This window comes from Bradyrhizobium sp. USDA 4538, assembly GCF_024171045.1.
Taxonomy (GTDB): domain Bacteria; phylum Pseudomonadota; class Alphaproteobacteria; order Rhizobiales; family Xanthobacteraceae; genus Bradyrhizobium; species Bradyrhizobium australafricanum.
Map to the genome: position 1 here is coordinate 162,324 of NZ_JALJZE010000002.1, position 14,608 is coordinate 176,931.

General features: G+C 55.8%; 7 protein-coding genes and 2 pseudogenes. 7 read left to right on the forward strand and 2 right to left on the reverse strand.

What is annotated here, in order from left to right; all coding sequences use genetic code 11:
* Positions 1 to 51: 51 nt before the first annotated feature.
* The 6 genes and pseudogenes from J2R78_RS42065 to J2R78_RS42090 all read left to right on the forward strand — a co-directional run.
* A complete protein-coding gene (locus tag J2R78_RS42065; RefSeq protein ID WP_253610235.1) occupies positions 52 to 786 on the forward strand; it encodes a class I SAM-dependent methyltransferase in 735 nt (244 codons plus the stop codon).
* Between the two features lie 35 nt (positions 787 to 821).
* Positions 822 to 5,984: a rhamnan synthesis F family protein gene (locus J2R78_RS42070; RefSeq protein WP_253610234.1), complete on the forward strand. Its 5,163-nt coding sequence runs from the start codon at positions 822 to 824 to the stop codon at positions 5,982 to 5,984.
* A 1,479-nt stretch (positions 5,985 to 7,463) separates the two neighbouring features.
* Positions 7,464 to 8,789 carry an IS4 family transposase gene (locus J2R78_RS42075; RefSeq protein ID WP_253610233.1) on the forward strand — a complete coding sequence of 442 codons (1,326 nt, stop codon included), beginning with the start codon at positions 7,464 to 7,466 and terminating at the stop codon, positions 8,787 to 8,789.
* Positions 8,790 to 9,028: 239 nt separating this feature from the next.
* On the forward strand, positions 9,029 to 9,406 hold the full coding sequence (locus J2R78_RS42080; RefSeq protein ID WP_176937120.1) for a transposase: 378 nt from the start codon (positions 9,029 to 9,031) through the stop codon (positions 9,404 to 9,406).
* Positions 9,403 to 9,750, forward strand: a complete 348-nt coding sequence (gene tnpB, locus J2R78_RS42085; protein WP_057016787.1) for an IS66 family insertion sequence element accessory protein TnpB — start codon at positions 9,403 to 9,405, stop codon at positions 9,748 to 9,750. Before J2R78_RS42080 ends, tnpB begins: the two co-directional genes overlap by 4 nt.
* A 47-nt stretch (positions 9,751 to 9,797) precedes the next feature.
* Positions 9,798 to 10,421, forward strand: a pseudogene (locus J2R78_RS42090) (IS66 family transposase zinc-finger binding domain-containing protein); the annotation flags it as partial.
* A gap of 136 nt (positions 10,422 to 10,557) precedes the next feature.
* Here J2R78_RS42090 and ltrA read toward each other — a convergent pair.
* Entirely contained in the window at positions 10,558 to 11,754 is a 1,197-nt protein-coding gene (gene ltrA, locus J2R78_RS42095; RefSeq protein ID WP_253610232.1) for a group II intron reverse transcriptase/maturase, read from the reverse strand.
* 617 nt (positions 11,755 to 12,371) lie between these two features.
* Between ltrA and J2R78_RS42100 the strand changes: the two are divergent.
* Positions 12,372 to 13,198 (forward strand): annotated as a pseudogene (locus J2R78_RS42100) (IS66 family transposase); the annotation flags it as partial.
* Here J2R78_RS42100 and J2R78_RS42105 read toward each other — a convergent pair.
* Entirely contained in the window at positions 13,169 to 14,356 is a 1,188-nt protein-coding gene (locus J2R78_RS42105; protein ID WP_253610619.1) for an IS110 family transposase, read from the reverse strand. The pseudogene J2R78_RS42100 and the gene J2R78_RS42105 overlap by 30 nt on opposite strands.
* Between the last annotated feature and the right edge of the window lie 252 nt (positions 14,357 to 14,608).

Sequence of the window (14,608 nt, forward strand, 5' to 3'; positions counted from 1 at the left end):
TTAGAGAGCTTTTCGAGAGTGTTGACAGATGACCGCTTAAAGATTGCATGCATGCGCCCAATCTATTTGGCGACGTCGGCGTGGCTTGAACATATTCCGTTTGCCTTTTGGCTAGTCAACGGGCAGCGCCCCAAAAAGCTGGTCGAACTCGGGACGCACTACGGCGCCTCGTACTTTGCTTTTTGCCAAGCGATCGAAAAACTGACTCTAGGTACAACCTGCTACGCCATCGATACTTGGAAGGGGGATCAGCATGCGGGCTTCTACGACGAAGAAGTGTATGCCATTGTGACGGCTCACAATAATGCTCTCTACTCCCGGTTTTCTCGACTTGTTCGTGCAACGTTTGACGACTCCGTGACGTATTTCGAAGATGGAGCTATAGATTTGCTTCACATTGACGGACTGCACACATTTGAAGCTGCTCAACACGACTTTCAGACGTGGAGACCAAAACTATCGGAGTCGGCAATTGTCCTTCTACACGACACGAATGTTCGCGAGCGCGAGTTCGGCGTGGGTATCCTGTTCGCGCAGCTAAGCGCGGAACATCCATCGTTCGAATTTAAGCATGGACATGGTCTCGGGGTGATCGGCGTCGGAAAGAACCAGCCCGCAGCGATACAGGGCCTGTTCGAGGCGAGCAAGCATGGGCCCACACATCGAGACTACTGTGAGTTCTTCGCCAGATTGGGACGCGCGTGCGCAGATGCACATTGCGTCAGTATCCTTCAAAAGCAGCTTCAATCGTTAAGGCCACCGAGCCTGCCGCCAGCCAGCTCCTAAGATGTCAAACAACCTCTCAGCGCAAAGGCGACTACGTGACGTCAGAATTCAAGTATGAAATCGAGCGCATTACTCCCGAATTCGATTCGGAGTACTACCTGAATCAAGTGCCCGAGCTACGAAGCTCGAAAGACAATCCCATTCTTCATTACCTAGAACAGGGCTGGCGAGAACTTCGCGATCCGTCACCGAATTTTTCAACTCGATTTTATCTGGACAGGAATTCAGATGTTCGGACGGTCGGCATTAACCCGTTCGTTCACTATATTATCGCTGGTAGGTCTGAGGGACGTTTCGGGCACCCCAAAGATCCGAGGAAGATAGCTCTTGATCATGACCTTGAAGCTGCACAGATCGCTCCCTTCTTTGATCGAAAACACTACTGCAAGCAAGTTCCAGAACTTTCTGATTCCGAGAATGAAGCTCTGCTACACTACGTAAGGCAAGGTTGGCGAGAACGCCTGGACCCATCGCCGGAGTTTTCAACGTCCCACTATCTCGAAAGCAATCCCGACGTGAAAGCGCGGGACATGAATCCCCTGTTGCACTATGTGGTCGCTGGTCGCGCTGAGCATCGGCAGCCGAAGCCGAGCCAACAACTCGGAAAGAGGCCTCTTGCCCGTCCGCAGGATGGGAGCCAGTCGTCTCCGCAGACGATGGCAGCCAGCGAAGGGGCCGGCCCTCCGAAACGGGCAATTGATTCGATTAAAGACACAGATTTCTTTGATATCGGTTACTATCGTCGAACATACGAAATAGTCGGAGACGACGCGGAAGTAATTCTCGATTACCTCCGGACAGGGCGGAAGGCGAGCCCTTACTTTGATCCCGATTGGTATCGGAAGAATTATCCTGACGTTGGGGCCGGCCTCTTCGCGCCGCTTTGCCATTATTCTGAGGCCGGCCGTTCAAAGGGCCATCGGCCGTCACCGAATTTTGATGGAAGTTTTGTTCAGTTTTCGGCTGAAGAGATCGAGAAGATCATAGCGGAGTCGGGTCTATTCGATCCGAAGTGGTATCTTCATCGCAATGCGGACGTGGCGCGCGCTGGCGCGGACCCGCTAAAACATTATGCGAAAGTAGGCCATCAGGAGTACAAGCGGAGTGCCAATGCTCTTTTCGACAACACCTACTACCTACAGCAAGCGATCGAGGTACGGGAACGCAAGTGGCACCCATTGGTTCACTACATCTTGGTGGGTTCCAAGAGATCGCTCAGTCCTCATTTAATGTTTGATGTCAGATGGGTCGAGAAGAGGGCGGAATTGCCCATGTCCGCGAATACGCTCTTGGGTCGCTTGCTCGTCGGAGGGCTAGAGGCGGGAATTGGACCCAATGAGTACTTTGACCCTTCGCTTTATTTGGCCAACTGCCCCCAAGCCAAGAACTTCCCAGGCGGCACGATTTCTCATTTCCTTGAGAAAGGTTGGTCAGAGGGACTGGATCCGTCGGAGCGCTTTAGCACCACAGGATACGGAAACGCCAATCCTGACGTGAGGGAGATGAAAGCGAACCCCTTGTTGCATTTCCTCGACAAGGGTCGCGATGAAGGACGCAACCCCAAGCCAACCTTTGTGGGACTTCCACCGGGACTGGAGCGGTTCAGTGACCCCGAGTACGGAGGGACTGGTCCCCTACTTCGCTTTGATGCGGAAGTTGCTTTGCCGTCCACATTCGCCCTATCTGTTGCTGTGCATCTGCATCTCTATTACACGGAAATGACAGAGGAATTTTGTTCATACCTGAACAATATCCCGGTCTCATTTCACTTGTTCGTATCCGTACCGCCGGGCCGGGGCGACACAGAGGTCATTAGCAAACAATTCGCTGCCCAGCTCACGCGCTGTTCTGGGATTACAATTTCGTCGCCCGACAATCGTGGACGAGACATTGCACCATTCCTAGTTGAGTTTGGCCGCGCGCTCCTGACCTACGATATCGTACTTCATCTCCACTCCAAAAGGTCGCCGCATAGCCCGAAGCACGCAAGTTGGCGTCGCTATCTACTTCACTATACCCTGGGCAACGAAGCAATAGTCTCGCAGATTTTGACGACCTTCTACGCTGATCCCAAGATTGGCTTGTTTCAGCCCCCCTATCATCCGCAAGTGCGTGCCCAACCTAAGTGGGGAGGAAATCGCGATCTCGTTGCCATGCTTCTCGATCGGTTTGGAATGTCATATCATGGCAATACGTGCCCTGACTTTCCTGCAGGTTCGTTCTTCTGGGCCCGGACCGATGCGATCCGCCCACTATTAGAGGGACGCCTTAAGCTAAATGATTTCGACGATGAGGCAGGTCAAATCGATGGAACGATTGCACACGCGATCGAACGGCTCCTTGGCCTAGTGCCAGTCTTACGTGGCTATTCCGTGGCATGCCGATTTATCGATGTTGCGCACGATCTCGTACATTACTACGGGAAGTCAAGGCAGTTTCATGCGTTCAATCGAGACAGGTCAGCTGATATCATAACCTATCAAAGAGCGGTCCAAGCCAGAGGAACGAAGCGCGGACGAATCGCAGTAGTTACAGCTATTATTGGGCCCTTCGACGCTCTTCTGCTCCCATACCATCTCGAGCCCTCAATCGACTACTTTTGCGTCACCGACTCAGTGACCGATGGCTACGGGGTTTACCGGCTAATAGAGTGTCCGCTAGCTGATGCTGATGCGCGCAGAAGCGCTCGTTACATCAAGACGAACCTATTGCGACTATTTCCGGGATACGATTTTGTTGTTTGGAGCGACGCAAACGTGCTCCTGCGTGCGAAAGTCACTGACTATGTCGCTGCGACAGAGGCGTCGGGCTGCCCTGTCGGGGCCATTCCTCATCCAACGCGAAGGTCATATCTGGAAGAAGCGGCAGCAGCTGTTGAGCTAAAGCTCGACGACGAGAGCGTCATCAACGCTCAGATGGCAAGTTACGAGGGTGTGGAGGGTCTAGATAAGACCAACCTAATTGAAACTAATTTCATGGTTGTCGACGCTCGCAAACAAGAAACGAAACAATTCATGCAGAGGTGGTGGAACGAACTCAATAAATACAGCCGGCGCGATCAGCTTAGCATCAATTATTCCCTCTTGATCACCAACGTGAAGTGGCATCCGCTGCTATCGGAGTTTATGTCGGTAAGAGACGCAAGCGACTTTTCTCTGTTTCGACATGGTTTAAATGATTGGGGTCCTAAGCCACACATCTATTCGTCCTGGCACCAGCCCAACAGGAACGACGGGCATCTCTTGCCCCTCTTCGATGAACATCGTTACATGAAAGCGGCTGGAACACTCGATCTGGACGTTGTTGTCTGCGTATTCAACGCCCTTGACGACGTACGGCTCTGTCTAGCTTCTGTTGTCGAGGCGCTCCGTGGTCGCGGACACCTGATTATTGTTGACGATGCATCGGACAATGAGACCGCTACCTTTCTCCAAGAGTTCGCGCGCAAGCAACGCGCGACAATCGTGCGACATGAAGAACGTCTTGGGTACACCTGCGCTGCAAACGCGGGAGTGCGGGCGGGGAACAATCGGAACGTATTGCTGCTAAATAGCGATACCATTGTTCCAGCCGGCGCCCTCGAGAAGCTGTCTGACGCTCTCGATCGTGACGCGTTGCTCGGAATCGTCGGGCCGCTATCGAACGCCGCCAGCTCACAATCCGTTCCGTCAACGGTGGGAACCACGTCGCAGACTGCTATCAATCAGCTCCCGCCGGGAATGACAGCCGAGGATATGGATCTCTTGCTGGAAAGAATCTGGGACGGCCGCATAGTAAGAACGCCGCTCATTCATGGATTCTGCTTCTGCGTGAAGAGAAGCGTGTTCGAGAGAATCGGTTTCTTTGATGAACAGAATTTTCCTCGTGGATACGGCGAGGAAAATGACTTTTGTTTTCGTGCTGCAGACGCGGGTTGCGACCTCGGCGTTCTCACGAGCACATACGTCTTTCACGCAAAATCCAAGAGCTACGCCGAGAGTGAGCGTAAGGAATTGATGACCAATGGCATGGCCTCTTTGATCCGAAAGCACACGAAGTCAAGAGTGTCACGGGCTGTAGCAACCATGGGTGCGCAACCCAGATTGAAATCGCTGCAAGACCACGTCCAACGGCTATTTGAGACTCCGAAGACGGCCGCGGAAACGCGAGGAAGATTGTTCTTGTTGCCCGCCCTTCGGTCTGATGGCCTCCCCGCTGGGTCCGGCTACGTGCGAGTACTGCTGCCATACAGGTCCGAGGCCGTCTGCAAAAGGTGGCAGGTCCATGAACTCAGGAGTGCAACTACTCCGGTCCTCACCGCAAAGGATACTGTTCTGATTCAGCGCGATGGCGGCGTAATAAGATCGGAAGATCTTGAGGAGTGGACATCCAAAATTGTCCGGTCAGGCGCACGAATTGTATATGAAATTGACGATGATTTGCTTGACGGCGTAGCGCTCCGCAGCAGGGGGTTCCGCGGAGATGCGGACGATTTAGACAAAAGGGTTCGAACGTTTGTCAACGCTGCCCAATGCGTTTTGGTCTCCTCCGACGCCCTGCATCACAAATTCTCGGCAATGCACAGGAATGCGATCACACTTCCTAATGCGTTGGATGGAGACCTGTGGCAGTTGACAGATGCGGAGCCAGTTGGGCTGCAAAATCTTGAGAATAGGTCCGCATCCGAAAGGATCACCATCGGCTATGTCGGCACTCCAACGCATGATGACGATTTATCGATCGTGAGACCAGTAATGTCTGAACTGCAGAAGCGATTTCCCAATCGCATCGATTTCCAAGTTATTGGCGGTTTTTCGCGACCGAAGGACGCGTTCGGTAGCGTGATACAACTGCCGACAAGCAATGATTACCCCAGCTTTGTACGCTGGTTGAGAGAATCAGTCTGCTGGGATATCGGATTGATACCTCTTGCAGCAAATAGCTTTAACTCAAGTAAGAGCTATTTGAAGTTTCTTGAGTGTGCCGCATTGGGTATGGCGTTGGTTTGTTCGGACGGTCCAGAATACTCGAAGGTAGTCAAGCATGGTCACAACGGACTTCTCGTCAAGAACACGACGAACGATTGGCTATCGGCGCTCTCAGATCTGATAACTCGACCTGACGAGCGTGCTCGGCTCGCTCGTAGCGCATTTGACTATGTACGATCCCTTCATACAATTGAGAGGTTAGGACCTGAGATCTTGAAAAACTTGCGTTAAACCCGGCCCGAATAGTAAGGGACATGCCGTCATCTTAGCCGAGCCTGTTCCTGGGGCAGGATTCGACGCACACCGTGTGAGATACAGAGAATGGCCTTTCGTTATTCAGCGGTTGGCATAGTCGTAGGCTCTATTGCGGTGATCTGTTCCGGGTTTTCCCGTGCCGAAGACTCTTCGGGCATCGGTTGGCCCTCACCAAGCAAGCGCGCCTATATATCCGGCCACTTTCACGACGATTTCATTTCGCTTGGCGTGTCAAGTAGAACAGCGGGAGCTATTCATAGCCTAATGTGGAGAGGCGTCCAGTTTGTGAATAGTAACGATCATGGAAGAGAGATCCAATCAGCCACATTCTTTGACGACAGAGGTGAGTGTCTTAACCCAACCGAAGCAGGAGCGGCCAGGGACGGAACGGGCGAACGCAGTACCAGCAAGCTGCTCTCATTGAGCGTTCAGAAGAGCCAACTCACAACCGTTACTCAGATGGCCTACTGGCTAGGCCCGGGAGAGAGGAGCGAAAATTGCAAGAGCAGCGCGTCCATCGTTACATCTAAGCTATCGAACGACATATTGACGAAAACGGTAACTATAGGCGTTGGCGACATAGCAAATGCCATATCGTATGAAACCACCTTTCACGTTGCTGAGAACCACTCGTCAGGAGGATTTGAAGCCCTGACTGCTTACATGCCTCCTGAGTTCAATAACGTTTGGACCTTCAATCCTGCCACCAGCGAGTTAAGGCTTGAGCAAGTCGGACAGGGAGATGATGCTCTTCCGGTGATATTTTCGACGGCCGACCGAAACTATGCGATCGGAGTGTATAGCCCAGCGGAGGAACGGTCGGCATATGGCCGGTGGAAATTCCTGGAAAGAGGAATGTCGGCGCCCACAACAAAGATGAACTGTTACTTCCGAAAAGCTCCCGTTGCTCGTGGTGATCATAGTTTCAAATGCTATATTGTTTTAGGCTCGCTGGAGGATGTGAGGAGTGGGATCAGGTCCTTATGCTCTCGTTCCGGTGTGCGAACCTGCTCGGAACGTTGACGGATACCGTCAGAAAGTCTCAGGTCTCAGGCGACAAGATTCTGACGTTCCTGGCCCGGCAGCCGCGCTGCATCGTGGGTGATCTGTGAGCGTCATGCAGAGACCACGCGCTGAGGGTTGATCTGGTGGGCTAGGAAGATCTCGCGGAATGTTTTGTCGCGAGGTTACAATGTCCAAGGATAGTCGTAAGGATAGCGATAAGGATAGGTCGCGGTAGGGACACGGATTTCTCCGTGCCCCCCGCCCAGATCGTAAGCGGCAAGCTGAGGCCGTCAGGCTGCGTGGTTCCATGGCATAAGCGCGTCGATTTGTATCCCTCCGTTGAGGCTTACGATTACCCACATTTTTCGGGGTGCACTGAGCCGAAAAACTTGAGTCGCCAGAATCGCTTGTGATTCTTTGATGGGCACCTGATTCGAGAAGAGGTGCTCTATGGGACTGGCTTCACGCGCCCGGGATGAAAAGGCGCATCGGTTGACGTCTGACGCGGTGACCTGGTTTGACCGTGAAGCTGCGCTGTGCGAGTTTCAAGATGCCCGACTTGGCGAGAGATTTCGCATGCTGCTGAAGCAGATTGGTGGAGACATCGGACAGAGTATTCCGATGGTTTGCCAAGACTGGGCGAACACCAAGGCGGCCTATCGTTTCTTCTCCAATGAACGAGTAAGCGAGGCCGACATCCTGTCTGGTCATTTTAAATCGACGCGGGAACGTATCGCGGCCGCGAAAGGACCTGTTCTTGTCCTGCATGATACGACCGAATTCACCTACCAACGGGAGCGTCCGGATCTGATCGGGATGATTAAGCGCATCCCCAAAAGCAACTCCCGAAGACTGGACGGAAAACCCCAAACGTACACGACGTGCGGAATATTGATGCATTCGAGCCTTGCGGTGACCCTCGAGGGGCTTCCACTGGGGCTCAGCGCCGTGAAGTTTTGGACCAGAAAGAAATTCAGAGGGGTCGCTGCGCTCAGGCGCGAGGTCAACCTGACACGGATCCCCATTGAAACCAAGGAGAGCATTCGGTGGCTGGAGAACCTCAAGCAATCCACGGAGCTGTTCGAGGAGCCATCCCAGTGCATCCATATCGGTGATCGTGAGGCCGATATTTATGAATTGTTCTGCGCCGCCCAAGAGGTTGGAACGCATTTCTTGGTAAGGACCTGTGTCAATCGCCTCGCAGGCGATGGCGATTATACCGTTGCAACGATAATGGACGAGGTCGTGGTCAAAGGTCTCCACCGGATCGAAGTCCAGGATAGCAAGGGCAATCCAGACCAGGCTGTTCTTGAAATCCGATATCGTAAAATCCGTATTCTGCCACCGATAGGCAAGCAGTCGCGGTATCCAGCTTTGACATTGACAGTGATCCACGCTGATGAAAGAGGAGCGCCAAAGAACAGAAAGAAGATTGAATGGAAACTCCTGACCGATCTTCCGGTGCAATCGCGCAGGGATGCGATCGAAAAACTCGAATGGTATTCTCTGAGATGGAAGATCGAGGTCTTCCACAAGATCCTCAAATCCGGCTGCAGGGCAGAGGACTCGCAACTGCGGACTGCTCAGCGATTGACGAATCTTATCTCTGTATTCTGCATTGTGAGTTGGCGCATTTTTTGGATGACGATGCTCAATCGCTCAGCGCCAAATGCCCCACCAGAATTTGTGCTGACCAAAGCCGAAATCCAATTGCTTGATCGGCTCGTCAAAGACAAGACTCCAGTCAGCACACAACGAAAGACATTGTCGAATTAATCTCATCAAGATCGCCAGGCTCGGCGGCTATCTCGCCCGCGCCAACGATCCGCCTCCAGGGAATCTGATCATGTGGCGCGGATTATCGCGATTCATCGATATCGCAACGGGAGCGGAACTCTGACTCAAAAATGTGGGTAATCGTAAGCCGTTGAGGGCCGCCTTGTTTGACGAACGCGATCGCTGCAGGTCCTAGGGGTAATCCTAGGAGAAGCGCTATGACGATTTCGAGGGCGGAGGTGATCACGTCGGTCGAGCGGCGGCGCCGCTGGTCGCAAGATGAGAAGGAACGGCTTGTTGCAGCGTCGCTGGAGCCCGGCGCCAATGTTTCCGAGGTGGCTCGCGTGGCCGGGCTTCATGTGAGCCAGCTGTTCAGGTGGCGCAAGGAGCTTTGCAGGCACGGCGAAGCGAGCATAGCGCCGTTTGTTCCGGTCGAGATTGGGTCGTCCGCGCCACCGCGGGAGGTGGCCGAAGCGCCGTTGACGACGACGACGCGTCGACGCAAGAGCCACGGCATCATCGAGATTGATCTTGGTACCGGGCACCGCATCCGGGTCGATGGCGACGTTGATGGAGACGCGCTACGTCGTGTTCTCGATGCTTTGGTCCGCCGATGATCCCAGTTCCCACGGGCGCGCGAGTGTGGCTCGCGACAGGCTACACGGACATGCGCCGAGGCTTTCCGTCGTTGGCACTCCAGGTGCAGGAGGTGCTGCGCAAGGACCCGCTCAGCGGTCATCTGTTCGTCTTCCGCGGTCGCCGAAGCGATCTTGTGAAGGTGATCTGGCACGATGGCCAGGGAGCATGCCTGTTCACCAAGAGACTCGAGAGAGGAAAGTTCGTCTGGCCATCGGTTGCGGGTGAAGCTGTGACGATCTCGCCGGCTCAGATGAGCTACCTGTTGTCCGGAATCGATTGGCGTAACCCTCAAGAAACCCATCGGCCGACGCGGGTCGGATAGCCGCTTTTACGATTTGAATCTGCTGCTCGATCTGATTCAATGGCTTCATGACATCGAAGCCGGACGATCTTCCTTCTGACCTCGCGAGCGCCTACCTTGCGCTGCTGGCCGAGCGAGAGATGTTGCAGGCTGAGCGCGATGTCGCCGTCGCGGATGCCGCCAGTGCGCGGGCGGAGCTGTCGGACAACGAAGCGCTGATCGCACATCTTGAGCTGCGGATCGAGAAGCTCAAGCGCGAACTGCACGGGCAGCGATCCGAGCGCTCGGCACGGCTGCTCGAGCAGTTGGAGTTGGAGCTCGAGGAACTCGTAACCACGGCGAGCGAGGATGAGCTTGCCGCTCAGGCGGCGGCGGCGAAGACGCAGAACGTCCGTCCCTTCACGCGTAAGCGGCCGGTGCGCAAGCCTTGGCCAGACGATATCGAACACGAGCGCGTCGTCGTTGAAGCTCCAACGACCTGCGCCTGCTGCGGTGGATCACGGCTGGCGAAGGTCGGCGAGGATGTGACCAAGACGCTGGAGGAGATCCCGCGCCGCTTCAAGGTCATAGAGACGGTACGCGAGAAGTTCACCTGCCGCGATTGCGAGACGATCAGTCAGGCGCCTGCGCCGTTCCATGCCACGCCGCGCGGCTTCATCGGTCCACAATTGCTGGCGACCATCCTGTTCGACAGTAGGGTCGAGGACTGGCGCGCCGCTCGACCAAATTTTCGATCGCGCACGTTTCCAGCCCCCGCCACATCGCACGCAGCATGCGGATTTCCCGCACTACGCGCTCCCATTTGCTTCGCACCAAGGCTTATTTGACCTATCGTGCTGGAGCGGCGTTCGCCTTGCCAGTACTCGCCCGGTAGCCATTGAACAGCTTCAAGGTATCGTACAGCCACGACCTACTCCACTGCTTCCAGCCGAAGCCTTTTCGTTTCCGAGCCTTCGCCAGATGGCGTCTGACCTTCTTCTCTACCCAGTTTCTGATGTAGGCGAAACATTTACCGGAATCGCCCATCGCGAAGTAGTTTACCCACCCTCGGAGCTTCGGATTGATCAGGCTTATCACCCGGCCAATCGGTTGCGACCGGTGGCGGCGAAACACTTCCTTGAGCCCCCGCAGAAGCGCCGTCCGCTTTTTGAGCTTGGGCGTGTAATACGGCCGCATCACTCCGCGCAGACTGCGGAGGTAGCGGAAGTCGAATCCCAGAAAGCCGAAGCTCTCGCCTCGTTCCAGATCGACTATGCGGCTCTTCTCATCATTCACTTCAACCTGCAGTTTGGTGAACTCTTCCCGTAATCGCTTGTCTATGGCACCGAGCAGCCAGTCATGTCGCTTGTGGGCGTCGATCAAGACCACCAGATCGTCAGCGAATCGTGCATATTCGACGTTGGTGTACTTGCCGCGACGAGTTACCTCACGCGCTCGCTCCAGCATCTTATCCACCTCGTTGAGGTAGAGATTACTGAGCAAGGGTGAAATTACCCCGCCCTGTGGAACGCCCTTCTTGCCAGATGCTTTCAGCATCAGCCGCAGCAGATGCAGAATTTCCTTGTCGTCGATTCGCAGAGCCACCTTCTCTAGCATCCGATCGTGCCGGATGTTGTCGAAATAGGCGCGCAAATCAACGTCGAGAATCCGCGTCTTCCGCTCGGCTACCGCCTGGGCAACTCGCTTGATCGCTTCATGTGCCGTACGCTTGGGCCGATATCCAAACGATCCCGGTTGGAAATCCGCCTCGAAGACAGGTTCGAGTACGAGCTTGAGCGCGCCTTGCACCACTCTGTCGCGAATAGCCGGAATCGACAGAACGCGGACCTTGGAGCCCCCGTCCTTCGGTATTTCCCGCTTCCTTGATGGGAGTGGCTGATAGCTGCGCCCGATCAGTTCGTCCCGTAATTGTTCGAGTAGCGACTCCACGCCTCGCGCTTCGATGGCTTCGAACGTCACTCCGTCTATTCCCGGAGCGCCGTCGTTTTCTTTCGCCATCTCATACGCTGCGCGCAGCGTCTCCATCTTACACACGTGGACGTATAGACCCCAGAACCGCCAAGACGGTTCAGCCTTCGCCTTGACGTATAGCCTCCGCCTCAGGTCCTGCAAATCGATGGACGCCTTTGTCATCTCGTCCTTGCCTTCCTTACGTTGGAGACATCACAAATGGCAGGGTCCCTTCGCTCCACGGGTGTTACCCCGCTTCAGCGCTACTGCGGACCCGGCCGCCACCTTCTCATCTTCGGCCGATTTCCCGGGGGCGCCGGTTATACGGCCTACCTTCTTCCGGCGATTTCTCTCCGGGATGAGGAAGGCTTCTCCAGTTGCTTTGCATGTCCTTGTCACCGTGCTGTCGCTTTCACCCCGCCGAAATGATCCGTCGCATCAGTTAGCATTCGTCGGATCATGCTGCCTTCGCCCCTAAACTGCGGGCTCGGCTTTCGGTTCTGAGCATTTTCCAGGCCACAGCGCGTTCTCTTTTGATACGGCCCGGTGACTCGTGAGCTCCCCAAGGGAGTCTTTGTCGATAGGCTTCAGAAATTCGGTTTCTCTCCTTTCTGCTATCCACACTACGGGGAGCTAACTTTTTCCCCGGCAGGACTAACTCCTGCTGAACATGCCAGCCTTCGCTGGACGCACAGTTCGGCATGCATATCCCGCTCAACCGCCAAAGCGCGCGCTTCAAGAGCGAGAGGATCGACCTGTCGTTGTCGACGCTGGCGGACCAGGTCGGCCACGGGACCTTCGCGGTCATGCCGCTCTTCCACCTGATCGAACGCCATGTGCTCGCTGCCGAGCGCCTTCATGGCGATGACACTACCATCCGGATCCTGGCGAAGGGCAAGTGCACGACCGGACGGATCTGGACGTATGTACGGGATGATCGGCCCTTTGCCGGGCCTGCGCCGCCTGCGGCGGTCTATTACGCCTCGGGTGACCGACGAGGCGAGCATCCCCAGAAGCATCTGGCCGCCTTCGCCGGCATCCTGCAAGCCGATTGCTACAACGGCTTCGAGCCGCTGTTCGATCCGCAGAAGAAGACACTACCAATTACGCCGGGTATTGCTTTGCCCATGCCCGGCGAGGCTTCTTCGAGCTGGCTGACATCGAGAAAAATGCTCGGGAGGGCAAGAAGGGTAAACCGGTCTCCCCGATCGCACTGGAGGCGGTCAAGCGGCTGGACGCGTTGTTCGAGATCGAGCGCGCCATCAACGGCTGTGACGCTGACGACCGGCGCGCCGTCCGCCAGGAACAGAGCAAGCCGCTTCTCGACGACATGCACGCCTGGCTGCTGCGCGAGCGCGAAACCCTCTCGCGCTCGTCCGAGGTCCTGAAGCCGATCAACTACATGCTCAAGCGCTGGGAGGGCTTCGCCCGCTTCCTCGACGACGGCAGGATCTGCTTGACCACGGATGGTGTTGAGAAGTCCTTACCTTCAGTTCGTGGCAACTTTTTTTGGTTTTTCCTTCCAGGCAGCCACCATGCGTTCGTAGGCCTGTTCGACGCGTGCGACGTAACCAGCTTCCCGTTCGCGGATTTCCTTGATCCAATAGTCCCGGCCCGGGCCAGCCTTGCCGTAGGCACGGGGAGCCCCAGCCTTTAGAGCCACCTTCCGGAGTTTCATTGCCGTGAACGCTGGCCGCGCGTAAGCGTAGTCCTTCCCGGTCGTCAGGACGTGCCAGATCATGACTGCGAGCTTGCGCGCCGTCGCAACGGCTGCGACCCCGGCCCCGTGCTTTTTCTGCGTGCGGTTGAAGAATGCTCGCAACGGACCCGGCGCCGTCTTGGCTGACCACGCCGCCTCAACCAGCATCTTGCGGGCGTCACGGTTGCCCTGCTTCGAGATCCGGCCATGCCGTGCCGGGTGCTCGCCTGACTGCCGAACCCGCGGAGTCAACCCGAAATAGCTGCTGAGCTTATCCGGCGACGGGAAGCGTGCAATGTCGCCGATGGAGGCCAGTACACTCGATGCGACAACCGAACTCACGCCGGGGATCGTCATCAGCTTGAGGGCCCGTGGATCGCCCAGAGCCTGCTCGGCCACGACTTTGTCGATCTCCGACAGTTGCTTCGTCACGCGTTCGAGTTCCGCGATCAGACGCCAGAGCATTGCACGCTCCTCCGGTGGAAGAGGCAGACTGTCCAGCCAATGCTGTCCGCGCTTGCCGAACAGATAGCCTTTGTAGGGCGGGATAAGGTTGGCATGCAGGATAGCCTTCATGCGTCCTTTGATCCGGATGATCTGCGCCAAGACGCCAGCGCGCTCGGCCATCTGGCGCCGGCGGCTGTAGGTGTCCTCGTCAGCAACCCAGACCTCCGGCAAGAAGCCGGCAGCATGCAACTTTGCCAGGGTCCCAGCATCGACCTTGTCCGTTTTGACTCGCGCATAGGCGATCGCCCGAACGAGCCTCGGATTGGCGACCGCGATGCGCTTAACGTGCGGGCGCAGAAGACGTTCGACCGCGGCGCTGTTGCCCGTCACCTCGATGACCACCTCATCCTCGAGGCTGAGTGTCTTGGCGAAGGCGACAAGCCTATCGTGAACGAGCTCTACGCGGAGCTGTCGGATTATTGTTCCGTCCTCCAGGATCGCCACCTGGGCGAACGATCGGTGGATATCCATGCCAACGATTTGCATGCTTGGTTCTCCTTTGTCTTAGGAGCCAGTGGCTTGCACGACATCTACGGATCCGCGCTCGCAGCGCAGCCGGGCAAGTCGTAGGGGGCGGCCAAGTAACAAAGCGAGCTCACAGCTCATGGTCATGGCGGCCTGCCACCGTTTCGTGCTCCAGCGCCCCTATCCCGGCTTCGACAGACTAATCCGGACGACCAGTCCTCTCCACCGGGTTTGAGCGCTGAAAACATCATGCCCTTT